Consider the following 25,862-nt stretch of genomic DNA (forward strand, 5'->3'; position numbering starts at 1 on the left):
TCGATTGCCGCCGGGCCGCGCGCGTTCTAGCGTGTGACGGATGGCGGCTCCGGTTTCGCTTCGAGAAGACCAGCTCACCCGGTTGGTGGCGGTGTTTCCGGGGTCGCCGTCCGAGGCGCGCGTCGCGGCGTTGATCCGGCGGGTGTGCGCGCAGACGTCGTCGCTGCCACCGTTGCCCGCGCCCATGGAGGTGGGAGAGCCGGAATCGGAAACCGAGGCCGCCGTCGCCGAGTTCGCCGAACAATTCAGCGCCGACGTCTCGGCGATCACCCACGCGCAACGGTCTCGGCTGTCAAAGCAGCTGGGGGACAGGACCTTTGGGGTAGTCGTGCAGATGTACATCGCCGACTTCGTCCCCCGGGTGCGCGCCGGACTGGAAGCGCTCGGGGTCGGCTCGCGCTATCTGGGCTGGCTGTCGGGGCCGATCAGCTGGGACTACGGCAGCGACCCGTCGGATCTGGTGTTCAACGACTTTTTAATCGCGGTGGCGCGAATGCGTGCCCTGGACCCGGTGACCTCCGAGCTGGTTCGGCTGCGGGGCGCGGCTCAGCACCATTGCCGGCTGTGCAACTCGCTTCGCGAGGGCAGCGCCCTGGATGCCGGCGGTTCGGAAACGCTGTACGAGGAGATCGAGCGCTTCGAATCGTCGGGTTTGCTGGACGAGCGCGCAAAGGCAGCGCTGCGCTACACCGATGCGTTAATTTGGACGCCTGCGCACCTCGTCGCCGACGATGTCGCCGAGGTGCGCTCCCGGTTTTCCGAGGCCGAGGCCGTCGAGCTGACCTTCGACATCATGCGCAATGCCAGCAACAAGGTCGCCGTCTCCCTGGCTGCCGACGTGCCGCGGGTCGAAAACGGTACGGAGCGGTATCTGATCGGCGCCGACGGTCAGACGGTATTTAGCTGACCGAGCGGGCGACGGCCTCGGCGCGGGTTGAGGCGCGGTTTGGCCACGGTTGGGTAGCCTTGGCGCCTCGCGCCGAAGGCACGAAATGTTAACTATTCGTACACCGCCGCGCAAGCGTCCGTTACCGCTTTGTGCTGGGCTCATTGGCTAACTTAAGCGCGGTCACCGACTCTTATATGAACAAATATGTCGACGATTTGACGCCGAGCGTGCGTCGCAAGCAATCGCATTGGTGCGCAGAGGGAGGTTCGCAGATGACCACCGGGACACGCTCGCAGCTGCGGGTGCCAGCGGTGTGGGTTGCCGGCGTTGCGCTGGGGGCCTCGATGCTCGGCGCCGCGGTGTTGTCGGCTCCGCAGGCTTCGGCGACCTGCAACCTGAGCGACAAGGACGATCAGTACATCAACCTGCTGGCGCAGAACAAGATGGTTCACAACGCCGACTACAGCGATTGCCACGAGGCCGCAGAGGGTCGGTGGTTCGCCGATCAGGTCCGGTCCAATCCCAATTCGTTCGGCGAGGCGCAGGAGTTGGTGAACATGATCACCAACACCACGCCGCTGAGCCAGGCGCAGGCCGAGTGGGAGGTCGAGTCGGCCATCTATGTGTACGCGCCCGACTTGATCCCGAAGATCAAAGACCAGGCCTCGAAGGCAAACTGGCCCACCGAGGGCTGATCGTCGTGGCGGAGCACGGACCGCCAATGCCTTTGCTCGCCTTGGATTTCGCGGACGTTCGCACGACGCTCTGAGGGTCGGCACTTTTGTTTGGTTCAAATAACCTGTCGCATAGCTCTTTTCGGTATTCGTTGTTCACCCATTGTTCGTAAGAGCCGGTGTTTGTCGCGCTCGCGGTCGGTGGTATCCGATCCACAGTGCGTCAAGGGAAGAAGGGACATTCCACCAGAGGGGGTATCTGGAGAAATGGCAAGAACACGAGCACAGGGGGCCGGGCTGGCGGTGGGAACCGCCGGAATCATGTTGGGGGCGGCCGTGTTCGGTGGGGCGGTGCTGTCGGCGCCACCCGCCGCGGCGGCGTGCAGTCTGACTCCCGCCGACGACCAGTACATCAACCTGTTGGCGCAGAACAAGATGGTTCACAATGCCGACTTCAGTGACTGCCATGAGGCCGCGGAGGGCCGGTGGTTCGCCGATCAGGTCCGGTCGAATCCCAATCCGTACGGAAAGGCGAAGGAGTTGGTGAACATGGTCACCAACACGACGCCGTTGTCCCCGGACCAGGCCGAGTGGGAGGTCGAGTCGGCGATCTATGTCTACGCGCCGGACCTGATCCCCAAGATCAAGGCTCAGGCCGGGCAGCCAGCGCCACCGGCGGCCTGATCGCCGGCGCTGCGCCGCTGGGCTGGCCGCGGGACGCCGACTTCGGGCTTGGGCTACCGTTTCCTACGGAGCAATCACGTCGGGGCGGTAGCTCAGTTGGTTAGAGCCGCGGACTCATAATCCGTTGGTCGCGGGTTCGAGCCCCGCCCGCCCCACGAAAAGCGTGTATGACCTCGGTTGATGCTTGACGTCTCGGCTTCGGGTGATGGGCGACAGTATTTCGGCTGATGCGTGACAGTTACTTCGGCTGATCCTTGACACTCTCTCGATGAGGGAGTTGAGCGTCGGTGAGGGACCAACTCAATCTCCGTCGTCGCGTGATACGGCGCGGTCGATCAGCGTGTGCGCGGCGGCCCGAGCATGGGCCCAGGGGGAGGGGTCGTTGAGCGAGGTGGACAGAGCGGCCGCGCCCTCATAGAGCACAGCGAGTTGGTTGCCCAGCAATTGGGGATCGGCCGCACCGGCCCGCCGGGCCAATTCGGCGAGGCCGTCGATGTAGTTGCGCTTGTGTTCACGAACGATGCTCTGAACTTCGGGCATGGTCTGGCCGGCCTCGACGGCGGCGTTATGGAAGGGGCAGCCGCGCATCAGGGCGTCGCCCGGGCTTGGAGTGTCGAACAGGGCAAGCAGGCGGGCACGGGGTGACCGATTCGCGGCGTCCGCCTCGGGGTGGATGGGGTCCCCAATAGCTTGCTGGATTCCGCGCAGATACTCCTCGACCACAGCGTTCTTGCTCGGAAAATGTTGGTAGAGAGTGCGTTTGGATACCGATGCTTCGGCGGCGAGTCGTTCCACGCCGGTGGCGTTGATGCCGTCGCGGTAGAACAGCTCAGTAGCGGTGTCCAGGATGCGCCGGCGCGCGCCCCGGCCGCCCCCGGTCGTCACGTGCTTGACGTCACGTCTCTTGCTCACATGTGAAGTATACCGATTGGTTTACATCGGGGTGGTAACGGTGTAGCGTCGGCACCACAGAAGTACACCAATCGGTTTACTAGGAGTAGATATGACGCATCGATCACCGGTGGTGCTGGTCACCGGCGCCTCCTCCGGGATTGGCAGAGCCGTCGCGAAAGCCTTCGCCGCGAAGGGCTTTGAGGTCTTCGGCACCACCCGCAATCCCCGGACGGCCGAACCGATCCCCGGAGTCGAACTCGTCGAGCTTGATGTCACGGACGCCGCGTCGGTCGATGCGGCCGTCAAATCCGTCATCGAACGCACGGGGCGCATCGACATCCTGGTCAACAACGCCGGGTCGGGCATCCTCGGCGCCGCGGAGGAGAGTTCGGTGGCCCAGGCGCAACGGCTCATCGACACCAACTTCCTCGGGTTGGTGCGGCTCACGAATGCGGTGCTGCCGTACCTGCGCGCACAGGGCGGCGGTCGAGTGATCAACATCGGCTCGGTGCTTGGCTTTCTGCCGCAGCCCTACGGCGCGCTGTATGCGGGCTCAAAGCATGCGGTCGAAGGGTATTCCGAATCGCTCGACCACGAGACCCGCGAATTCGGAGTCCGGGTCTCGGTCGTCGAACCCGCATACACTCGCACCTCGTTCGAGGCCAACATGGCTGATGCCGATTCGCCGATCGATGCCTATGCGGCCAGCCGCGAGCACGCCCGCCGGCGGATGGCCGAGCTGATGAAGACGGCCGACGATCCGGCGATAGTCGCAGAAGTCGTGCTCAAAGCGGCGACTGCCCGCAAGCCCAAACTGCGTTATCCCGCCGGGCCTTTGGCCCGTCGGTTGTCTCTCCTGAAGAAGTTCGCACCGGAAGCCGTGCTGGACAGAGGAATTCGCAAGACGAACGGGCTGCCGGCTGCATCGCGGCCCCATTCTCATCTGCAACTATAGTCGGGGTATCACAACTATTATTGGGAAAGTGCGGCCCATCTTGTCGCGCACCGGTCGACGGGGTGGGCGTTAGTTCGTCGTTGTCAACGATGTGTCGATGTCTCCACTTAGTGAACAACGATCCGAAATAGTGGCGCGTCAACGTCACTGGTGGTGAAGGGCACCACCGTCACCGATGCCGTTGCGTCGAACCGGTCGTCTTGGACGACGACGACTGGGCGGGGTTTGCCGCTATAAGCGCCGCGTGCCGCGGCGATGTAGATGTCGCCTCGTCGCACGTCTATGTGGCGTCGACCCAGTCGGCCGAAACGGCATCGACGAAGGCCTGGTCGTCACGATCCTGTTCGCTGGCAGCCACGAGCGCCGATTGGCGGTGCGCTTCTCTGACGAACTCCGTGGCGTTCACATCGGGAACCCAGAGCTGGATCGGCCGCAGGCCTCGTTGGCGCAGCCGTTCCCTGTGCCTGCGAACGCGCTCACGACCGAGTGACATACGCTCATGTTACATGTAACGGCGCTACCTGCGGGTTGCCATCGCTCGGACACAACAGCACCCACCCAGCCGATCACAGCCCGATGTAGACGGCCTTGGTGTTGAAGTAGGCCTCGATGCCCTTGCGGCCCCGCTCGCCACCCCACCCGGACTGCTTGTGCCCGCTGATCGGCATCGAGGGGTCGGCCGCGAGCGCGGAGTTCACCCAAATCTGGCCTGCGCGAAGCTCATTGACGACCCGATGCGCACGCGACAGGTTCTCGGTCCAAATCGCGCCGGCGAGCCCGTAGTGCGTGTCGTTGGCGGCGGCGATCACTTCGTCCTCGTCGTCGAACGGGATCACGCAGCCGACCGGCCCGAAGATCTCCTCGCGGATCAGCCGCATGTCGGGTGTGGTGTTGGTGATGATCGTCGCCTCGTAGAAGTAGCCCTTGCGGTCCATCGGCTTGCCGCCGGTGATCACCTTGGCGCCGGCGGCCACCCCGTCGTTGACGATGCCTTCCACGCGTTGCCGTTGCTTTTCGCTAATGAGTGGTCCCAGAACGGAATTGGGGTCATCGCTGCCGCCCATCGGCAGCATCTTGGCGAACTCGGCGAGGCCCTCGACCACCTGGTCGTAGATGCCGCGCTGGACGTAGATGCGCGAGGTGCACGAGCAGTTCTGCCCCGAGCCCGCGAGCAGGCCCATGCCCGCTCCCATGATCGCCTTGTCGATGTTGGCGTCGTCGAACATGATCAGCGGCGACTTGCCGCCGAGCTCGAGCGTCAGCCGCTTGAGGTTGCCGGCGGCCGCTTTGACGATCAGCCGCCCCACCTCCGTCGACCCGGTGAACGAGATCTTGTCGACGTCGGGGTGCGCGGTCAGCGCCGCCCCGGTGGTTTCGCCGTAGCCGGTGATGACGTTCAGCACGCCGTCGGGCAGACCCGCCTCGCGGAAGATCTCTTCCAGCTTCAGCGCGGTCAGCGGCGTCTCCTCGGCGGGCTTGAGCACGGCGCTGCATCCCGCCGCGAGCGCCGGCGCGACCTTGAGCATCGCGACGAAAAACGGCCCGTTCCAAGGGATTATCAGGCCGACGACGCCGACCGGCTCGAGCTGGGTGAAGGTGTGATAGGTCTCCCAGGTGCCGAGCAGACCGTCGGAGACCAGGTTGGCCGACTCGCCGTGGATCTTGCCGACCCAGCCCGCGTAGTACTTCAGCATGTCGACCGAGACCGGGATGATGTGGCCGGCGGCCGTCAGGTTCATCCCGTTGTCTTGGGACTCGAGCGCGGCCAGCTCGTCCTTGCGTTCCTCGATGATGCGGGCGGCGCGGAAGAGCACGTTGGCCCGGTGCGACGCGGGCGCCTTGCGCCACACGCCCGACTCGAAGGTCTCGCGCGCCCGCGCCACCGCGGCGTCGACGACGGCCTGGTCGGAATCCGGGACCTCGGCGATCTGCTCCTCGGTGGACGGGTTGAAGACGGGAATGGTGGTACTCACGGTTCGTCGGGGCCCTTCGTCGGCGGAAATCCTGTCGTCGCGCGACAGAGGTTACGCGCTTAACCATCGGGTGTCCAGCACGTGCGAGCGCTCGATGAGCGTGGCATCCGGACGGATCCTGCAGGTCACCCGCGTGCCGAAAACGGATGCGCCGGCCGCGCCCCGGCAGGTGGAGCCCCGCCGCAAAATGGCGGCTAGATTACCCCTATGCGGGTTGTTCGCCTGTTCGCTGCGGTCCTGACCATCCTCACAGCGGGGCTGCTGTGGGCGACCCCGGCCGGCGCGCAACCGCCGACCAAGCTCACCGATCACCTCACCGACAGCAACCGGGTGCTGACGGATTCGGATCGGGCGGCGGTCAGCTCGGCCATCGATCGGCTGTACCGCGATCGACACATCCAACTGTGGGTGGTCTACGTCGACAACTTCAACAAGTTCAAACCCGACAACTGGGCCGACCGCACCCGCAGCGAAAGCGGCATGGGCGACCGTGACGTACTACTGGCCGTGGCCACCAACACCAAGTTGTTCACACTCAACCCCCCGCCGCAGCTGCAGAACCCGACAGCCGACGAGTTGAACAGCCTGCGCACCAACAAGATTGGGCCGGCAGTCAATGCGAAGAACTGGGCCATCGCCGCCATCGCCGCGGCCGATGGTCTGGACACCTCACCCAGCGTGTCTCATCCCGCGAGCCCGGCCAAGCGGGCCTGGCTGCCGATCGCGATCGCTGTCATCGCCGTCGTGGTCGTCGTCGTGCTGCTGCTGGTGCTCTATCGGGCGCGGCGCCGCCGGCGCGCCGCTCGCGGAGTCGACCCCGGCGGTCCGCAGGATCGTTCGTTGGGGGAGGCGTTGTCGACGGCCGAGGCCAGGTTGCGCCAAATCTCCGACTACGTCGCCCGGCATCACGACAGCGTCGGCGCCGACGCTCGCAGCCGCCTCGACGAGGCCACCCGGCACCTGGCGGCCGCGCGCGCCAAGCAGGCAAGCAACGACACCGAGGCGATCGCCCATGCCGACCGGGCATCGACGTTGGCGGCGGAGGCGCAACACCTGGCGAACGACGACGTGCTGGGCGCGCACCGCACGACGCGACGCCGGGGCGCCGCATCCAAGCGATGACCTGAACCGTCGAACGTGGAGTTGTTGCGGAAAATCGGCCGGATCCGCGCAACAACCCCACGTTCGGCGTCACGAGGAACGGTAGCGGGCGCGCAGCAGGCCCAGCGCCTGCTCGACGGTCTCCTCCGTATCGCGGGTCGCGTCGATCCGCAGCACGGACGCCTGCTCATCGGGGGAAGTGAACGCGGCGCGCAGCTGCGGCCACAGCTCGATCCGCGCGTCCGAGACGACGCCTTGCTCGGTCGCGCGCCGCTTGAGCCGCGCGATCAGGGTGTCGTCGTCCGCGTCGCACAGCACGACGTGCAGGTCGACGCCGAGCCGATGGGCAAGCTGCCGCAGCTGGGCGCGCTCACCCGGATTGCCGAACGTCGCGTCGACGACCACGCCGCGGCCGCGGCGCAACCAACGGGCGGCGTCGCGGCGTAACGCGGCATAGGTGTTGCGCGTCATCGCGGGATCGTAAAGCCCCGAACCGAATTCGTCGCTGCCGCGGCGGGTCGGCGGAATGCCCGCCATCCTCTTGCGGGCCACGTCCGACGAGAGGTGCACCAGCCCGAGCCGGCCGGCGAGCGCCCGCGCCAGCGTGGTCTTGCCGCTGGCCGGCAGCCCCATGGTGACGACCAGCAGCGGACGGGGCAGGCCGCCCGCGTGCGCCCACGCCAGGTCGAAATACCCGCGCGACTCGGCGATGAGCGCTTCCTGTTCACCGCCGGGCACCTTTTCGGTCTGGGCCAGGCGCAGGCTGCGGACCTTGCCGCGCACGTAGGCCCGGTAGCACATGTAGAAGTCGAGCAGGCTGGGCAGCTCGTCGTCACCGCTGGCGCGGACGTAGGAGTCGACGAACGCCCAGGCCAAATCGCCGCGACCGTGGTACTCGAAATCCATGGCCAGAAACGCCACCTCCGAAGCCAGGTCGGCGCAGCGATAGCGGGGCGCGAACTGCAGACTGTCGAACAACACGATCTGACCGTCGGCGATGCAGACGCTGGCGGCGTGCAGATCACCGTGACCGTCGCGCACGTGCCCCTCGGTCACCCGCCGCTCGAGCAGGGCGGCCTGCTGGCCGACGAATTCCTGGACATAGGAACGGATTTCGTCATTGATAGCTGGGGAGATGGTGCGCCCGATGAACGGGCCCATCTGGTCGAAATTCTCCTGCCAGTTCGCGATCACGCTGGACGGGCTGCCGTACGCCTCGATGTCGGGACCGGTTTCGGCCCGGCCGTGCAGCTTGGCCAGGGTGCGACCGATCCGGCGGGCGAGCCGCGTGTCGACATCGCCGCCCGCCAGCTTGGCCGGCAGCATGCCGTCTTCGGGCAGCCGCCGCATCCACACGGCGGGCTCGCCCGATCCGGCCTCGCCGCCGACCCGGTAGTGGCCGTTCTGCTCGGTGATGTCGACGACGCCGAGGTACACCTGCGGGCTGAACCGCCGGTTGAGCCGCAGTTCCTCGTCGCAGTCGGCGCGGCGTTGCTCGATGCTGGTGAAGTCGAGGAAGCCCAGGTTCACCGGCTTCTTCAGCTTGTAGGCGTAGGGGCCGGCGAGTATGACCCACGAGCTGTGCGTCTCGTGCAGGCGCAGGTCGTCGGCCGGCGGGTCGTACGCGTCGGGTCGCAGAAGATCCGCGACGATCCGCGGCTGTCCGTCGGGTCCGGTGGGGTCGAAGGCGTGCGTCATAGTCTCGCCCCACGAACACTACCCGGCGCTCAGATCTCCTCGACGTCGTCGGCGTAGCGGCCGGGGTTGACCAGCGATGCCAACGCGCCGGTGACCATCATGAGCGCCGCCGCGACGAACACCACCACCAGCCCGGCGTGGAACGGACCCGAAATCAGCTCGGGGAAAAACGATTTGCCGGTCAGCGTCGCGGCATTGACGCCGGGTTGTTGCAGTGCATGCGACGGTGCGAGCAATTCGGCGATCGGGTTGTAGCCCAGAAACGCCGCGAACAGGCTGCCCACCGGCGGTAGGGCGGCGGCGTCCTGGGCCACCGCCGCGGACACGCCCTGCTGTTGCAGCCCGCTGCTCAGCGCGTGCGGCAGCGTGCCGGCCAGGCCGACGACCATCAGCGAGAAGAACACGCCGATCGACAGCGCCGAGCCGGCGTTGAAGAAGGTCGACCGAACACCCGATGCGGCTCCCCGGTCCCGGGGCGGCACGCTCGACATGATCACGGCGGTGTTGGGCGCCGCGAACAGGCCGCCGCCCAGCGCGTTGAGAAAGATCAGCAGCGCGAACACCCGGTAGTCGAAATTGACCGGGATCATCAGCAACCCGATGAACGTGACGGCCATCAGCAGCATCCCGGCGACGGCGAACGGCCTCGCACCGAACCGGTCCGCCAACCACCCCGCGACCGGCGCCGCGATCAGGAAGCCGATCGTCGTCGGCAGCATGTAGATGCCGGCCCACAGCGGCGTCGATTCGAAGCGGTAGCCATGCAGCGGCAGCCAAATGCCCTGCAACCAAATGATGAGCATGAACTGCAGGCCGCCGCGGCCGCTCGACGACATGAGGTTGGCCAGGTTGCCCATCCCGAACCCCGCCGAGCGGAACAGCCGGACGTTGACCATGGGCTGCGGTGCGCGCAATTCGATGAAGCAGAACACGATCAGCAGCAACAGCCCGAACGCGATCGAGCCCAGCACCCACGGGTTCGTCCAGCCCGTCGGATGGCCACCGTAGGGCTGAATGCCGTAGGTGATGCCGACCAGGACGACGGTCAATCCCACGCCGAACGTCACGGTGCCGGGCCAGTCCAACGGGCCCGGCGTGCGCACGCCCAGCTCATGCAACGAGCGCATGCCCCACACCGTGCCCAGGACGCCGACCGGCACTCCGACCCAGAAGATCGCCCGCCAGTCCCATTCCGAGAGCAGTCCCCCGAACAGCAGGCCGAGGAACGAGCCGGCCACCGCGGCGACCATGTTGAAGCCGAGTGCCATGCCGCGCTGGTTGCTCGGGAACGCGTCGGTGAGGATGGCGGCCGACAACGCCATCAGGATGGCGCCGCCGACGCCCTGGATCACGCGCCAGCCGATCAGCCACACGGCGCCGCCGGTGAGCGGGAACGGGTCGAACGACAGCGCGATCGCCGCGACGGTGAACACCGCGAAGCCGGCGTTGTAGATGCGCACCCGGCCGAAGATGTCGCCGAGTCGCCCGACGAACACCACCAGGACTGCGGTGACCACCAGGTAGCCCATCAGCATCCACAGCAGATAGCCGATGTTGGACGGCGCCAGCGGGTTCAATCCGATGCCGCGGAAGATGGCCGGCAGCGATATCAACACGATCGACGAGTTGATCATCGCCAGCAGCATTCCCAGGGTCGTGTTGGAGAGGGCAACCCACTTGTAGCGGGGGTGGTCGCGGTCCCATCGGAGCCTGCGGACATTGGTTTGCTTGGCGACCAGCGTCCGGCTCGTCGCGGCAGGGCTGTTGGCCATCTATATCCCGGTCATCATCAGTCGTCGCCTACATCGGTCCAAAGGCATTATGTTAGCCATACAAACAAATGCGTTTGCAGGCGTCTCTCTCCGGACCGTCAGTCGCCGGTTCCGACGGGCAACAGTTTGTGCGCGAGGTGAGCGTTGACGACGCGGAATTCGTGTGCGGGACGGCGCACGGGCTCGAGGGTGCCATCGGCGTGCACGACGGCGCCGCCGCCGGAGGGGATTCCGACACCTAGGGCGGCTCCCTCGAGCGATTGGATCGCCCGCGACAGCCGCGCCCAGCCGGTTCGCTCGTCGTGCGTGTCGATGACCGCGGGCACCAGGTTGAAGACGTCGAGCAGTCGGTGCTCCGGGGGTGTCCCGATGATGCCGTAGCGCCCGAGCTGGACCGCACCGGCCGAAATACCCACCAGCACAGCACCTTTGGCATACCGATCGAGAATCGCGTCCTTCATGCCGGTTTTCTCGAAGGTGTTCCAGCCCCGCTGCACGTCGCCGCCGGCCAGGACGATCAGGTGGGCGCCGTCGAGGAAGGCGCGGTCGGCCGGGCCGAACGACGACGCGATCATGCGGCGCTCGGTGACGCCGATCGCCTCCATCGCCGCCTCGAAGATGTCGTAGAACTCGGGGCGATCACCGTTCGATGCGCCGATGTAGGTCGCGCTCAGCGGCTTGTCTCTTGCCAACCCGTCGAGAGCCGCCTGCACGAGCGGTCGGTCGTGACGCTTCCAGAACAGCAACTGACTGTCGGCCAGCAGGTACAGCGGTTGACGGTGTGGCACAGTCACTTCGGCCGGACTTCGGCGGAGAGTTCGTCGAAGCGGGTGAGCGCGGCATCGAGGTCGGTGTCGTCGAAGGCTTCGATACGGGTGTAGAGGTCGCCGTCGAGTATGCCGACGACGATGGCCCGCCATTCGGCGTCAAACCCCTGTTGCGAGGTTCCACGCGCAACCTGTGTGATGACCGCTCCCCGGTCGCTGAGCCGGTGCACCGCCTCGATGTAGACGCTGAGGTCCGGCATGATTTCCCACAGGCTGGGGAGATATCCGGGCAGAGGCTCCCGTTCGGTGGTCACGGTCGTCCGATGGTCGATGAGAACCGAATCCGTTGTCATGTCAGGAAGTTCGCACCGGTTGGTTCTAGAATAGGCCCGTGTGATCACCGACCAAATGCGCGCATGCGCGGCGGCTTCACCGGCAAGGTAGCGGGCGTCGAGTTCCTCGAATGCCGCGTCGAAGTCGTTGGGGTCGAACACAATGGACGCCGTGGCTTGGTTGTCGTCGTTGGCCTGCACGACGCCGAGCGCGGCGGCTTGGAATGCCTCGGGCTCGTGTTCCTGGCTCACGAAGGCGAAACGAAACAGTGCTAGGTGTGCTCCGCGGGTCGCGATCACGGTCGAGCTGACATCGCTCATCCAAACATCGCCCGTGGCATGCCAATTCGCCATCTCGGCGTCGCGGCCGCGTCGTATGCCGGCGTTCAAGGTTCGCCGGCGATCCTCTGAGTAGAAGTCGTCGGCGAGTAGTTCTGCCATGCCGTCCCAGTCGCGAATCGCGAAATGCGCCAGGAATCGCTCGATCAGTCGGCTTGTCACGTTTTCTGGTCGGGGTGCCGGTCGATGCAGCTCCTCGAAGCGGGCCAGCGCGTCGGGTAGGTCTGCCTCGTCGAAAAGCTCGCAACGGCTGACCAGATCACCTTCGAACATGACAAGGGCGACCTCTCGCCACTCGACATCGGACCGGTTTCGCAACCTGCCCTGTGCCAAATGGGTGACGACCGCTCCTCGCTCGGTCATTCGGTGCACGGCGAGGATGTGATTTTTGACGTCGTCCGCGAGATCCCAACCAGCACGCAGATATGCGATCAAGCCGCCCGGTTCAAACGCGGTCGCCCGCCGGTGGTCGATGTTGGCCCAGTCCGGAGTGTGCGCCGGCATCTCATACCGGTCGAGCGCGGCATCGCTCGCCCTGAGCAGCGACCACGTTCGCGCGTAAGCAGCCGCTTCACCCGTGAGGTAGCGGGCGTCGAGTTCCTCGAATGCCGCGTCGATATCGTTGGGGTCGAACACAACCCGCGCAAGCATCCGGTCTTCGGCATCGAGCTCGACCAGACCAAGCACCTCGCTATGGAACGCGCGGGGTCCTTGCTCCCGGCCGAAAAACCGGGTACGGCCAAGGAAGAGACGCTGGCCGCGGATCGCGATGACGTCCGACGCGATCTTCGTGATCCCGACCTCAGCCCACGCCCGCATGTTGTTCATATCGACGTCACGGCCGGATTGAATCCCCGCACCCACCACGCGACGGCGATCGTCGCTCGCAAAATCATCAGCCGTCATGTTGGCCATCGCATCCCAGTCGCGTGCGGCGAAGTACGCCAGGAAGCGGTCGCTGACTTCGCTTGCCGTGTTGTGTAGTCGGGGTGCGGGTCGATGCAGCTCCTCGAAGCGGGCCAGCGCGTCGGGTAGGTCTGCCTCGTCGAAAAGCTCGCAACGGCTCAGCAGCTCGCCGTCGAACGTCAGAAGCCCGATCTCCCGCCATTCGGCCTGAAAGCCCCGTGTCGAGGTGCCGTGCGACGCCATGGTGACGACGGCTCCGAGGTCGCTCAGGCGATGCACCGCAGCGACGTGGACATGGAAGTCCGGTGCGTCGTCGAACACGTCGTGGATGTAGGAGGTCATGTCGCCCGCGGCGAACGTCGCTCCCCGGCGGTGGTCGATATTGACCCAGTCGGGCGATATCTCGGGAAGTTCGTGTCTGTTGATCGCTGCGAAGGCGGCCGTCACCAGACCCCACGTGTGCGCATGGGCGGCGGCCTCGCCGTTGAGGTATCGATGATCGAGTTCGGCAATGGCGGCGTCGATGTCGTCGGGGTCGAAGGTAGCCCAACCCGCGATCTTCTGGTTGGAACCAATCTCAAGCAGCCACAACAGATCCACGTGGAATGCTTCGGTGTCCACGTCCCCGCGCGACACCTGTGACCGGATGAGGGCGAGACGCTCGCCACGGATTGCGATGACGTCAGACGTCGCATTCGTGACGTCGAGATCGGCGGCCGACCGGAAGTCGTTGATCTCAGCGTCGCGGTCCTGGCGGATGCCCGCATTCACCACCCGACGACGGTCCACGGTTGAAATGTCGTGAGACAGCATCTCCGTCATGGCGTCCCAGTCGCGGGCTGCGAATTTCGCGAGGAATTGCTGAACAACTCGGCTGGCACCGTTTTCCAGCCGCGGTTCCGGCCGGGTGAGCTCATCGAATCTCGCGATCGCGGCGTCGAGGTCCGCCTCGTCGAAGACTTCCAACCGGTCGACCAGATCGCGGTCGACCGTGATAACCGCGATACTGCGCCACTCGGCTTTAAAGCCCTCTCGTGAGGTTTCGTGCGATACCGTACTGAACACGGCTCCAAGGCTGTTCAGCCGGTGCACGGCCTCGACGGCGCTGCTCACATCGGATGCGAGTTGCCATTCGGCCAGCAATGCGGGCAGTCCACCGGGCGGGAACGACGACGCATGCCGGTGGTCGATAGTGACCCAATCTGACGTGGTCGGCGGCATCTCGCGCCGGTTGAGCGCGTCGTACGCCCGCAAGATTACCGACCAGGTGCGCGAGTGGGCCGACGCTTCGCCAGCGACGTAGCGCGCGTCCAGTTCGGCCACGGCAGCGTCGAAGTCATCGGGGTCGAAAGCGATGTGGGCCGCGAGTCGGTTGTCGGCGTTGATTTCGACGATGCCGATCATCTCGGTGTAGAACGCCTCGGGGTTGTGGTCCTGCTCCGAAAAACGAAGACGACGCAGGGCGAGGCGTTCACCGCGGGTGGCAATGACATTCGACGTGACGTTCCCCTGCCCGACGACGTCAGCCATGACCTTCAAATTCGCGATTTCGGTGTCCCGGCCCCGCCGATTACCGGCGTTGAGTGCCTGGCGACGATCATCGAGCAAGAAGTCGTCGGCCAGCGTCGCGGCCATGGCGTCCCAGTCACGAACCGGAAAGTGGTTCCAAAGGCGTTGATCGGCTTGACTTGCCGCGTTTTGCAGGCGGGGTGCCGGCCGGGTGAGCTCATCGAACCTGGCAAGCGCGGCGTCCAAATTCGTCTCGTCGAACATCTCGGAGCGGTTGATCCGGTCGCCGTGCACTGTCGAGATGCCGATTTCCCGCCACTCCGCGTCGAAGCCCGAGTCAGACGTCCCGTGCACCACCCGGGTGACGACCGCTCCGAGTGCACTCAGCCGATGCACGGTCTCGATATAGGCATTCGGCGTTATCAGGTCCCATGTGGCGCGGAGGTACGGCCCAAGATCACCCGGAGCGAATGCGATTGCGCGTCGATGGTCGACGTTAACCCAGTCCGGTGTCGTTGTTGGTAGCTCCTGACGATTAACCGCCGAGTACGCAACTGTGATTACCGACCACGCCTGCGCATACGGTGCCGCCTCCCCGGCGAGGTAGCGGGTGTCGAGCGAGGCAATCGCCGCATCGAAGTCGTCGAGGTCGAACGCGGCCATCGCCGCGATCCGCCCGGCGCTGTCGATTTCGACCAGCTGCAGGAAATCGACGCGGAACGCTTCTGATTCCTTGCCGTTTCGCGCGTAGTGGGCACGAGCGAGGGCCAGGCGCGCTCCACGGCTTGCAACGGTGTCCGATCCCGCGTCCGTCACGTCGATGTCGGCGGCCGACCGGTAATCTTCGATCGCGGCGTCCGGGCCGCGCCGGATCCCAGCGCCCACCACCGAACGACGATCGTCGCCGCAATAGTCGTCGGTGAGAAGATCGGTGATCGCGTCCCAGTCGCGGGCTTTGAAATAGGCGTGCAGGCGCTCGTATGTGCGCGTCGCGCCATTCTCGAGCGGCGGTCGCGGACACCGTTTTTCGAACCGAGCGTAGGTGGCGTCGAGTTCGGCCATCGCGGCGTCCATGTCCTCGACGTCGAACCAGACCTGCACGTCAAATCGACCTTCCTGGTCTATGCCGTAGAGGACAAGAAATTCGTCATACGGCGCTCCTGGGCTGACATCGGCACTGCCCACCCATAGTCGGGAGAGAGCCAGGCGCTCGCCTCGCACAGCGAGAACCACTTGGTTGACCCGCATGGCGCCCGTCTCGACAAGGGGCCTTTGCGCTGGTACCCAGTCGCCCGACGCCATGGGCTTAAATCCAACTACCTTCCGGCGACTCTCAATGAATGCCTTGGGTGAATACAGTTGCGCGATTTCGTCCCAAGCTTGGCGATCAATGGCGGAGATTATCCGTTCACCTGCTCGCACGCACGCGTTGTCCGGTTCGACCTCGGGGGGCGGTTCCGGTGGAGCCGGGGCGGGCGGTGGTTCTGTACCGAGAAGACGGCGTGCCCTCTCGGCGAGTGCCGCAGCGCCCTTCCGCTCGTACAGGTCGACCGCCCGGCCGGCGGCGGCGCGCGCTCCCGCGGTCTCGCCCGCAGCGTTCAAGACTGTTGCGAGAGTGAGGCATGCGTCGCCGTGATCGACCAACAGGTCGGTGTGCCCGGCCACGCTTACAGCCTCTTCGGCCATCCGCCGGGCCTCGTCATAATCACCTCGGCGCGAAAGCAACAGCGCCCGAAGCGCACGCCAGGCGATCGACGCCTTCAGCGCGTGACCGGCGAGCCGCTCGCTCTCCGTGCACAATTCGTCGGCCTCGGCTTCGCGATCGAGCACCAGACATGCCCGACCGAGCAGTGCTGCCGTCTCGGCGGTATCGGCATCCAGACCCATGCGACGAAAACCGTTGTAGGCCTTACGCAGATGCGGCTCGGCCGCGGCGGCATCGTCGGCAACCAGCTCGAGAATGCCGGCGAACTGCTCGACCTCGAGGAGGGCGTGGCGCAGGCCGAGTTCGGTGACGGTGCGCCGCGCCGAGTCGATCATCCGACGCGCCGCCGCGGCCCGCCCGCGGAAGGCTTCCAACACGGCCTGGCACCGCGTCGACGTGGCTTCGACCGCGGGCGAGTCGGTCGTGATCCGGAGCAGTCGCACCACGTCAAGGCACCGGCCGCCCGCGCGCGGAACAGGATTCGGGCCCCACAGCGCCGCGAGCGGCGCATTCGCCAAAACCGCGTTCACCCTGCGATGTTCGCGCGCGCGGCGCGCCGCGGTGAGGGCATTGTCCAGGGCGATCTCGCAGTCACCGATTCGCCCGAGACGCGCCAGGCATCCGGCGCGGACGGTGTGCGCCGTGGCCTCTCCGGCCGCATCGTCCAATTCGGCCAGCCTGGCGGCGGCCGCGCCGACCGCGGCCTCGACCTCGTCGAGTCGTTCGGGATGGCTCAATATTGACAGCTGCCCGTCAAAGCACGTAGCCCATGCGCTCAGCCGAGCTGAATCGACCGTTGCGCTTTGCAATTGGGAAACGGCGCCCACTGCCGAACCGACGTCGCCGGCGGCGAGAAGTGCCTCGCAGCGCGCGATCAACAGCTCGGTGACCTGGTCGTCACGGTCGGGCAGTTCGTCGTCGATCTCCTCGAGCGCGTGCAGCGCCCGATCGTAGAGGTCGGCGGCGCCCTCGTAGCCGAGCCGGGTCATCGCCTGGTCGGCCGCGCGCCGGCAATACTGCACGGCCTTAGCCGCATTCCCGGCCCAGGCACATTCGAAGTAGTGGTGAGCCAGTTCGGCCAGCAGTTCGTCCTCGGCGCCGGACTGGTTCTCCAGGGTCGTGGCGATGCGCTGGTGCAGCCGCATGCGCCGCACCGACGACAGCTCGGCCAGCAGCGACTGCCGGACGATGGCGTGGTTGAAACGATAACGGCCGCCGGGCTCTTCGATGACGATGCCCGCCTGGCATGCCTCGTCGAAGGCGTCGACCTGATCCTCGCCGACCACGCTTTCGACGAGCTCCAGAGCGAACCGGCTGCCGATGACCGCGGCCGTGGCGAGGGCCTTGTTCGTCTCCGGCGACAGCCGGGACAGGCGGCGGCTTACGGCCTCGCGCACCCCCTGCGGCAGGGTGCTCTGGTCCCAGCGGCCGCCGCTTTCGTCCACGTGATGCAGAGCCTGGATGAGGAAGAATGGATTGCCGCCCGTGACCGACGCCAGCGCCCGGGCCAGCTCGTCGTCGTCATAACCGGCCTCGGCGACGTACGCGGCGACGTCCTGCTCATCAAGTCCGTTGAGCTGCAAGCGATTCGAAGGCTCGAAACCGGCGCTGCGGTGCAGGTCGGCGAGCATGGCCGCCAGCGGATGGGAGCGGTCGAGGTCCGTGCTGCGGTAGGTGCCGACGACTTGCACCCGGGCACGCTCGCCGAACCGCAGCAGATGCCGCAACAGCAGCAGCGTCGGCTTGGCCGCCCAGTGCAGATCGTCGAGCACCAGCACCACCGGCGCACCGGCCGAGACGGCCGCCAACAGCGCGACGACCGCGTCGAAAAGCGCGTAGCGCTCGGTGTCGGGATCGGCGCGCGTCGGCGTGGGCAGGTCGGGCAGCACGTCGGTGAGCCCGGGAACCAGCGGAAGCAGCGCCTCCACACCCCGAAGCCCGCGCAGCCGGTCGGGGCCCAGGCACGGCACCAGCATCCGCAGCGCTTCGGCGAACGGCTGATACGGCGCACCGAGATCCTCGTCGCAGCGCCCGTACAGCACGACCGCCCCCTGTTCATAGACCCGCCGCGACCATTCGCCCGCCAGCCGGGTCTTGCCCACACCCGGTTCGCCGGCGATCAGCACGGCCTGCATGTCACCGGCGAGCGTGCTCTGCCACGCCGAGAGAAGCCCGTCGAGCTCGCGGCCGCGACCGACGAACGGCCCCGGACCGAGCAGCACCGCGGGCAAGCCGGGTCGGTCCATCGGCGCGGCGCTCGGCTGCACCGGGGGAGCGGCTTGGGCGCCGGTTTCCAGGCGCAGCTCGAAGACGTGCTCCGGACGGGGCAGGTTGCGCAGCTGGCGCATTCCCAGATCGGTGAGCACGACGTCGTCGGGCAGCGTGTCGATCACGAGTTCGGCGGTGGCGCCCGAGCACAGGATCTGGCCACCCGCCGCCAGTGACCTCAGCCGCGCGGCGCGGTTGACCGCGCGGCCGAAGTAGTCGCCGTCGCGCAACTCGGCTTCGCCGGTGTGCAGCGCCACGCGGATGCGCATGGGTTCCCGTAACGCCCACGGCTCGTGGCCGATCGCGTCCTGCAATTCGACGGCGGCCGCGGCGCCCGCCGACGGCCGATCGAAGACCGAAAACGTCGCATCGCCCTCGCCGCGCGTCTTGATCAGCCGTCCACCGCGCGACGTGACGACCTGTTCGACGAGCTCGTCGTGCCGCGCCAGCGCCACCGCCATGGCGGCGGCGTCTGCCTCCCAGGCCGCGGTGGAGCCTTCGATGTCGGTGAGCAGGAACGTCACCGCGCGCGTCACCGACGAAAGATTCTGCACCACAAGGACATCCAGGGAGGCATCCTGCGCGACGATCGCGCTCTCGAGCCGGCGAAGCTCAGGCCCCGGATCGACGCCCAACTCGTCGGCCAGCTGCGCGCGCGCCCGCTGGTACGCGCCGAGGGCCTCACCCTGCCTGCCGGCCCGGTAGAGCGCGAGCATCAGTTGGCCCCAACGTCTTTCGCGCAGCGGCGCCTCGGCCACCGCGGCCTCCAGCTCACCGATGATCTCGGCCGCGCGGCCGGTGGCCAGCAGCGCGTCGGCCCGATCCTCCACCAGCGCGGCGTGACCCTCGATCCACCGCGTCTTCTCCGAGGTTCCCCGCCGGCCGTCGGGCAACTCGGGGATTCCGCGCCACAGGCCGAGCGCCGCGTCGAAGCAGGCCACCGCTCGGCCGTTGTCGCCGGCCGCGGCGGCGTCGCGTCCGCGGCGGGCGGCCACCTTGTATCGCGCGGCGTCGACGTCGGCGTCGGCCAGGATCCAACCCGCGCCCTGCGTCAGCACGACACCGTCACCCAGGATGCGACGGAGCGAGGAGATGTGCGTTTGCAGCGCCTTGGCCGCGGTGCGCGGCGGTTCCTCGCCCCACAGCAGCTCCATGAGGGCGTCGGCCGAGACCAGGGCGCCACCGTGCAGGCCGAGCATGGTGAGGACGGCGCGGGGTTTGGCGCCCGGAATCGCGACCGGCGTGCCGTGCCGCCGGACCTGGAGAGGCCCCAAAACCCCCAGCTCCACCGGTAAAAGGGTACTCATCTCGATGATCGTCGGCGGCGCAATTCAATACCTGGTCAAGATCCGGTAAAGCCGCCGGTGACCTGCCCGGATGGCGCCCGAACGGCTAAGGCGTCGGACGGTGACCGGCGCGGGCCGCATGGTGCCGGGAGTTGCGGCACCGACATGGCCGCGCACCCGACCGTTTACTTTGGTATCCATGGACAGCGACCGGGATGACTCCGCCGCCAACCGGCGGGACCGGCGCGAACTGGACCGCATGCACACCCAGCTCGACGAGCTGATGGCGGCGCGCGACCAGCTGGAACAACTGGTGCGGGTCATCGTCGAAATCGGCTCCGATCTGGACTTGGACGTCACGCTGCGTCGCGTCCTGAAAGCGGCGATGGAGCTGACCGGCGCCCGCTACGCCGTGCTCTCTTCCCGCGCCTCCGACGGCGGACTCCTCTCGTTCGTGCATGCCGGCCTCGACGCGGACACGGCCCGGCAGCTCGGCGAGCTCGCGGTGGGCGACGGTCTTCGCATCGACGATGTGAGCGTTGATCCGCGCAGCGCCCACCTGTCGGCACACGACCCACCGCTGCGGGCGCTGTTGGGAATACCGATCACGGTGCGGGCAGCCAACTTTGGCAACCTCTATCTGGCGGACGACCGGCAAGGGCGCGTGTTCACCGACTCGCAGGAAGGCGCGGTGCGCGCCATGGCCACGGCGGCAGCCGCCGCCATCGACAACGCGCGACTCTTCGAGCGCGAGCGCGAATCGGCGAAATGGACGAAGGCTAGTCGCGAGATCACCACCGCGCTGCTGTCCGGTGATCCGCAGACGGGTCCGTTGCAGCTCATCGTGAACAGGGCGCTGGAGCTGGCCGACGCCGAGCAGGCGATCTTGCTGGTCCCGCGAGAGCCCGAGTCGCCCGGCCGGGAGGGCGACACCCTGGTGGTGTCCGCCACCGCGGGCCGCTATGCCTCGCAGGTGATCGGCCGGCAGGTTCCGATGGACGGCTCGACCACGGGCGGTGTCGCGCGGCGCGGCCTGCCGTTGATCACCGACTCCTTCCAATACCCGATCGAGGGATTCACCGATGTCGGCGAACGCTCGGCGATCGTGATACCGCTGATTGCCGACGGCGCGGTGCTCGGCGTCATCGCCGTCGCGCGCGACCCGCAGCAGCCGCCGTTCGGCAACGACTACCTCGACCTGGTCAGTGACTTCGCCCGGCACGCCGCCATCGCCTTGGCACTGGCGGCGGGCCGCCAACACGCGCTCAATCAGGAACTGGCCCAAGCGGATACGGTCGACGAGGCGGTACGCGCCGCGGCTGAAGAACTGCGCCGGCTGTGGCGCGCCCGCCGGGTGCTGGCCGTCACCTTCCCGAGTCACACCTCTGCTACGGAAACGGCGTTCGGTCCGCCCGAGGTCGTTTCGGTCGGCGAGCCCACGCAGTGGGCCGATCTGCCGTCGCACATGCACCAGGCGCTCGGCGCGTTGCGCGACGGCGACCTGCTCACCCCGAACACCACGCAGCCCGGGACGGCGGGCATCGCCCTGCAGCACCCCGACGGCGTGCTGGTCGTCTGGATCGACCTGACCGATGAGCGTTCGTTCACCTTGGAAGACCAGACCCTGCTCACCGTGCTGGCCGGCCGCCTCGGCCAGGGCCTGCAACGGGTGCACCAGGTCGACCAGCAGCGCGAAACCGCACTGGCTCTGCAGCACGCGATCCTCGGTCCCGCCGATCTGCCCAACGGATTCGCGGTGCGCTATCAGGCCGCGACCCGGCCGTTGCAGGTCGGTGGTGACTGGTTCGACATCGTCGACCTCGAGGACGGGCGGGTCGCGTTGGTCGTCGGCGACTGTGTCGGCCACGGGCTCGCGTCCGCCACGGTGATGGGTCAGGTGCGCAGCGCCTGCCGCGCCCTGCTGATCGAAAACCCAAGTCCCGCTGCGGCTCTCGCGGGTCTGGATCGATTCGCGGCGCGGCTGCCCGGCGCGCAATGCACCACCGCCGTGTGCGCGGTGCTCACCCCGGACACCGGGGAACTGGTCTACTCCAGCGCCGGGCACCCGCCGCCCATCGTGGTGCACGGCGACGGCAGCACCCAGATACTCGACGAGGGCCACACCATCGCATTGGGCATCCGACGGGACTGGCCCCGCCCGGAGGCCCGGGTGACCATACCGGCGCGCGCGACCCTGCTGTTGTACACCGACGGGCTGGTCGAACGTCGCCGCAGCCCGCTGGATCGGGGTATCTACCGCGTCGCCACCGTCGCGCAGGATGCGCGCGGCTCGTCCCTCGACGAGTTGGCGACCCGGATCATGTCCGCCGTCGCGCCGAGCGGCGGCTACCAGGACGACGTGGTGTTGCTGCTGTACCGGCATCCGGCGCCGCTGGAGCTGAACTTCCCCGCCGACGTCAACCAGCTGGCGCCCACTCGCACCGCGTTGCGCAACTGGCTGCGCCGTGTCCGGCTGGACCCCGAGCAGACGTTGAACGTATTGGTCGCCGCCGGGGAGGCGGTCGCCAACGCCATCGAACACGGACACCGGCACAGTCCGCAGGGCACAATTCGGCTGGGCGCCACCGCGTTAGGCGATCAGGTCCGGTTGACGATCACCGACACCGGCACATGGAAGGTTCCCCAAGCGACGTCCTATCCGCATCGGGGGCGGGGCATCCCGTTGATGAAAAGCCTGATGAACGATGTCGACATTCGGTCCGACACCGGCGGAACCACCGTCCAGCTCTCCGCCAGGATCACCTGATGGTCACCCCGCTGACGCTGGACACCGGCCGTGGTAGCGATGGCAACCCGGTGCTGGTGGCAGTGGGCGAAATCGACCTGAGCAACATCGACGCATTCCACCGGGCGCTGGCCACCGCCACCGAGGAGGTCACCGGGAGTGACGGCGCGGTGCTCGTCGACCTCAGCGCCGTGGAGTATGTGGACAGCGCCGCCATCAATGCGTTGGCCGCGCACGCAGAGCACATCGCGCTCGTCGCGCACCCGGTCCTGATGCCCGTCTTCAGGGTCAGCGGTTTGACCGAGCTGACCAGCGTCGAAGCCGCACCCCCGCCGCCGGCACCTCGTTGAAACATGTTGCAGCGCAAGGCGGACGCGAATCCGCCAAGCCCGCGATCGCCGTGTGAATTGCCGTGGCTCGAGGGGGATTTGGTCTACTCGGTCGTCGTCGGGCGGACCACCGCACGATCGTTCGGCCCGCCAATCCGGCCCGCGGACAGGTCGATTGCCGCACAATGAGTTACGCGGGTCCGACCTACGACGAGTCATCACCGCCCGCCCGGACGACGAAGTGGAGTCGGCGATGAGAGATCACCTGCGGCGCTGCCTGGTCGGCGCGTTCGCCCTCGTATCGATCGGGTTGCCGGCGACGGCGGTCGCGTCCCCGGGGATCAGCCGCGCAGACGGGGACTGCGCCCCGGGCTGGGGCTGGAGCGTCGAACTGAATCAATGCGTGTTCCTGCTGCCGGCCGCGAACGGACCCGGCGGACCCGGGGGACCGGGCGGGCCCGGTGGACCGGGCGGACCCGGCGGACCTGGAGGGCCCGGCGCCCCGGGGCATCCCGGCCCGCACTGATACCGTCACCCAGCGGCGGCAACGCCACCCCGGACCGGCGGAATAGCTGGTCGGCGGCGCGCGGGAACTCATCGCGCCCGCCGGTCGTTATATCAGCTAAGTAACCGGTGATTTCGAGGGGGTAATAGCCGCATGCCACGCACAGACAACGACACCTGGGACCTTTCCACCAGTGTGGGCGCCACCGCCACGATGGTGGCCGCCGCACGCGCCATCGCGACCAACGCCGACAACCCGCTGATCGAGGACCGATTCGCCGAACCGCTGGTTCGCGCCGTCGGGGTGGACTTCTTCACCCGCTGGGTCACCGGCGACCTCGTCGCCGCCGACGTCGACGACCACGACTCCGGTTGGAAGCTCGAGCACATGCCCGTGGCGATGGCCGCCCGTACCCGCTTCTTCGACTCCTTCTTCCAGGCCGCGACGCAGGCCGGGATCCGGCAGGCGGTGATTCTGGCCTCCGGCCTCGACGCGCGCGCCTACCGGTTGGCCTGGCCGGCCGGTACGACGGTGTTCGAGATCGACCAGCCTCAGGTGATCGAATTCAAGACCGCCACGCTGGCAAAGCTGGGCGCGCCCCCGCAGGCCACGCTGCGCACCGTCGCCGTCGACCTGCGCGATGACTGGCCAAAAGCATTGGTGGAAGCGGGGTTTGACAAGGGCCAGCCCACCGCATGGATCGCCGAGGGGCTGTTCGGCTATCTGCCGCCGGAGGCCCAGGACCGCCTGCTGGACAACATCACCGCACTCAGCGCCGACGGCAGCCGGCTGGCGTGCGAAGCTATTCCGGACATGTCAGAGGTAGACACCGAGAAGGCTCAAGAGATGATGCGCAGGGCCACCGCGAAATGGCGGGAGCACGGCTTCGACCTGGAATTCGGCGATCTGGGGTATCAGGGCGAGCGCAACGATGTCGCCGAGTACCTGGACGGCCTGGGCTGGCGGTCGGTCGGCGTTCCGATGAGTCAGCTGTTGGCCGACGCCGGACTCGAGGCGATCCCGCAGACCAACGACTCCGCGTCGGTGGCCGACACCATCTACTACAGCTCGGTGCTGGCCAAATGACCGCACCGCAGCGGCGAGGGCTGAACGACGTCGTCACGCGGATGTGGAGCTTCCTGGCGCCGGTGTATGACCTGCCCTTCCTGCAGCAGTGGGTGTACCGGCCTCCGCACAACGAGGTGATAGCCCAGCTGCGCAACCACGGTTCGCGCAGAATCGCCGACATCGCTTGCGGCACAGGGATACTCAGCGAGCGGATCCAGCGCGAACTGAATCCCGACGAGATCTACGGCGTGGACATGTCCGACGGCATGCTCAACCAGGCGCGGGCGAAATCGGACCGGGTGCAGTGGTTGCGTGCGCCGGCCGAACAGCTCCCGTTTGACGACGGTGCGCTCGACGCCGTCGTGACGACGTCGGCGTTTCACTTCTTCGACCAGCCGGCGGCGTTGCGGGAATTCCATCGCGTGCTGGCCCCCGGGGGGTTGGTGGCCGTCTCGGCGCTCAGTACCCGGCGACCGCTGCTGCAGGCATCCGCCGACAGCAGGTGGAAGCCGCAGCACAACGCGTCGGCTCCCGAGATGCGCAAGTTGTTCGAGGACGCGGGGTTCGTGATCGGCGATCAGTATCGGATCCCGCGACCGGCCTGGACGCGCCTGGTTTCTGACCTGCTGACCGTCGGCACCAAACGCGACTAGTGAAGCCGGGACGAAATGCCTTCGCCGGCAACGGCATAACTGACGACGCCCGCCTCACCTGATCGGCGAGGCGGGCGTCGTTTCAGCTATGGCTCACAGCGGGATCCACACTCCGAAGAACCAGAAGCCCCACTGGTTGAACCCGGGATCCCAGACGGGAGTCTCCTGGTAGCCCCAGTAGTTGATCGGGCCGTAGTCCCAGTGCCCGCCGGGCGGAGGGAGCGGTCGATCCCACGCCGGACGCGGTGGTTCACCCGGTCCCCAGGGGGCGGGTCCGTCGCCCCACGGGGCGCCGTGGAAGTAGCCACGTTGGGGGTCCCCATGCCAGGGACCACCCGGGCCGCCGGGGTGATCGGGCCCGCCGGGACCACCCGGCCCGCCAGGGTGATCGGGCCCGCCCGGCCCACCGGGGCCGCCGGGGTGATCGGGACCGCCAGGTCCACCTGGTCCACCAGGGCCACCGGGATGACCGGGGCCGCCGGGACCGCCAGGCGGCCCACCGGGCCCACCCGGCCCGCCGGGACCGCCCGGTCCGCCAGGGTCATTGGGGCCGGTCGGATGGTGGAAATCTCCGGGCTGCGACCCGCCATGGCCGGGGCCGCCCGCGGGAGGGGCGCCATGCCCGCCCGGAGGCGGCGGTGCCCCGGGAGCGGCGCCGGCGAACCCGGCGCCCATTCCCAACGCGGCGACGCCGAGCGCCCCGGCGATGCCCACCCCTCCGACAAATTGCTTCAACCTCACGATGCTTCACCTATCCACTCGGTCCACTCGGGATCTCTGCGAAAGGGGAATTCCTCGAACACCCCCCG

Annotated in this window: 17 protein-coding genes, 1 tRNA gene and 1 pseudogene; 10 read left to right on the plus strand and 9 right to left on the minus strand. The window is 67.2% G+C overall.

Annotated elements, in window-relative coordinates; genetic code table 11:
- Positions 1-40 precede the first annotated feature (40 nt).
- The 4 genes from NF20_RS02550 (at position 41) to NF20_RS02565 (ending at position 2,402) form a co-directional block, all read left to right on the plus strand.
- Positions 41-907, plus strand: a complete 867-nt coding sequence (locus tag NF20_RS02550) for a carboxymuconolactone decarboxylase family protein (RefSeq protein WP_023898689.1) — start codon at positions 41-43, stop codon at positions 905-907.
- A 254-nt stretch (positions 908-1,161) separates the two neighbouring features.
- Complete coding sequence (locus NF20_RS02555; protein ID WP_009976328.1) at positions 1,162-1,584, plus strand: hypothetical protein; 423 nt, start codon at positions 1,162-1,164, stop codon at positions 1,582-1,584.
- A 282-nt stretch (positions 1,585-1,866) separates the two neighbouring features.
- Entirely contained in the window at positions 1,867-2,247 is a 381-nt protein-coding gene (locus NF20_RS02560) for a DUF732 domain-containing protein (protein ID WP_003878254.1), read from the plus strand.
- Between the two features lie 81 nt (positions 2,248-2,328).
- Positions 2,329-2,402 (plus strand) — tRNA-Ile (locus NF20_RS02565).
- Positions 2,403-2,547: 145 nt separating this feature from the next.
- On the opposite strand, the gene NF20_RS02570 is transcribed toward NF20_RS02565, so the two are convergent.
- Positions 2,548-3,159: a TetR/AcrR family transcriptional regulator gene (locus tag NF20_RS02570; RefSeq protein ID WP_019733585.1), complete on the minus strand. Its 612-nt coding sequence runs from the start codon at positions 3,157-3,159 to the stop codon at positions 2,548-2,550.
- A gap of 91 nt (positions 3,160-3,250) precedes the next feature.
- On the opposite strand from NF20_RS02570, the gene NF20_RS02575 reads away from it, so the two are divergent.
- On the plus strand, positions 3,251-4,096 hold the full coding sequence (locus NF20_RS02575) for an oxidoreductase (protein WP_019733584.1): 846 nt from the start codon (positions 3,251-3,253) through the stop codon (positions 4,094-4,096).
- 119 nt (positions 4,097-4,215) lie between these two features.
- On the opposite strand, the pseudogene NF20_RS25875 reads toward NF20_RS02575, so the two are convergent.
- The 3 genes and pseudogenes from NF20_RS25875 to NF20_RS02585 all read right to left on the minus strand — a co-directional run.
- A pseudogene (locus NF20_RS25875) lies at positions 4,216-4,374 on the minus strand (type II toxin-antitoxin system PemK/MazF family toxin); the annotation flags it as partial.
- Positions 4,375-4,376: 2 nt separating this feature from the next.
- Entirely contained in the window at positions 4,377-4,589 is a 213-nt protein-coding gene (locus NF20_RS02580) for an antitoxin MazE family protein (protein WP_023898700.1), read from the minus strand.
- 73 nt (positions 4,590-4,662) lie between these two features.
- Entirely contained in the window at positions 4,663-6,069 is a 1,407-nt protein-coding gene (locus tag NF20_RS02585) for an aldehyde dehydrogenase family protein (RefSeq protein WP_019733582.1), read from the minus strand.
- Positions 6,070-6,276: 207 nt separating this feature from the next.
- On the opposite strand from NF20_RS02585, the gene NF20_RS02590 reads away from it, so the two are divergent.
- Positions 6,277-7,191: a TPM domain-containing protein gene (locus tag NF20_RS02590; RefSeq protein ID WP_019733581.1), complete on the plus strand. Its 915-nt coding sequence runs from the start codon at positions 6,277-6,279 to the stop codon at positions 7,189-7,191.
- A 69-nt stretch (positions 7,192-7,260) separates the two neighbouring features.
- Here the strand turns inward: NF20_RS02590 and NF20_RS02595 are convergent, their stop codons facing one another.
- From NF20_RS02595 to NF20_RS02610, 4 genes are all read right to left on the minus strand, one after another.
- A complete protein-coding gene (locus NF20_RS02595; RefSeq protein ID WP_019733580.1) occupies positions 7,261-8,868 on the minus strand; it encodes an AAA family ATPase in 1,608 nt (535 codons plus the stop codon).
- 29 nt (positions 8,869-8,897) lie between these two features.
- Positions 8,898-10,640 carry an MFS transporter gene (locus NF20_RS02600; protein ID WP_019733579.1) on the minus strand — a complete coding sequence of 581 codons (1,743 nt, stop codon included), beginning with the start codon at positions 10,638-10,640 and terminating at the stop codon, positions 8,898-8,900.
- Between the two features lie 98 nt (positions 10,641-10,738).
- Positions 10,739-11,434 (minus strand): Type 1 glutamine amidotransferase-like domain-containing protein, encoded by a 696-nt coding sequence (locus NF20_RS02605; RefSeq protein ID WP_019733578.1) that lies wholly within the window; start codon positions 11,432-11,434, stop codon positions 10,739-10,741.
- Positions 11,431-19,755: a BTAD domain-containing putative transcriptional regulator gene (locus tag NF20_RS02610; protein WP_019733577.1), complete on the minus strand. Its 8,325-nt coding sequence runs from the start codon at positions 19,753-19,755 to the stop codon at positions 11,431-11,433. The genes NF20_RS02605 and NF20_RS02610 overlap by 4 nt, the downstream gene beginning before the upstream one ends.
- Before the next feature lie 196 nt (positions 19,756-19,951).
- On the opposite strand from NF20_RS02610, the gene NF20_RS02615 reads away from it, so the two are divergent.
- The 4 genes from NF20_RS02615 (at position 19,952) to NF20_RS02630 (ending at position 25,053) form a co-directional block, all read left to right on the plus strand.
- Entirely contained in the window at positions 19,952-22,519 is a 2,568-nt protein-coding gene (locus NF20_RS02615; RefSeq protein WP_033713252.1) for a SpoIIE family protein phosphatase, read from the plus strand.
- Positions 22,519-22,848, plus strand: a complete 330-nt coding sequence (locus NF20_RS02620; protein ID WP_019733489.1) for an STAS domain-containing protein — start codon at positions 22,519-22,521, stop codon at positions 22,846-22,848. The genes NF20_RS02615 and NF20_RS02620 overlap by 1 nt, the downstream gene beginning before the upstream one ends.
- A 637-nt stretch (positions 22,849-23,485) precedes the next feature.
- Entirely contained in the window at positions 23,486-24,418 is a 933-nt protein-coding gene (locus NF20_RS02625) for a class I SAM-dependent methyltransferase (RefSeq protein WP_019733490.1), read from the plus strand.
- Positions 24,415-25,053 (plus strand): class I SAM-dependent methyltransferase, encoded by a 639-nt coding sequence (locus tag NF20_RS02630; protein ID WP_019733491.1) that lies wholly within the window; start codon positions 24,415-24,417, stop codon positions 25,051-25,053. Before NF20_RS02625 ends, NF20_RS02630 begins: the two co-directional genes overlap by 4 nt.
- 93 nt (positions 25,054-25,146) lie before the next feature.
- Here the strand turns inward: NF20_RS02630 and NF20_RS27920 are convergent, their stop codons facing one another.
- Entirely contained in the window at positions 25,147-25,794 is a 648-nt protein-coding gene (locus NF20_RS27920; protein ID WP_081293473.1) for a chitin-binding protein, read from the minus strand.
- Positions 25,795-25,862 lie beyond the last annotated feature (68 nt).

Origin of the sequence: Mycobacterium sp. MAC_080597_8934 (assembly GCF_000523975.1) — a bacterium.
Lineage (GTDB): Bacteria > Actinomycetota > Actinomycetes > Mycobacteriales > Mycobacteriaceae > Mycobacterium > Mycobacterium avium.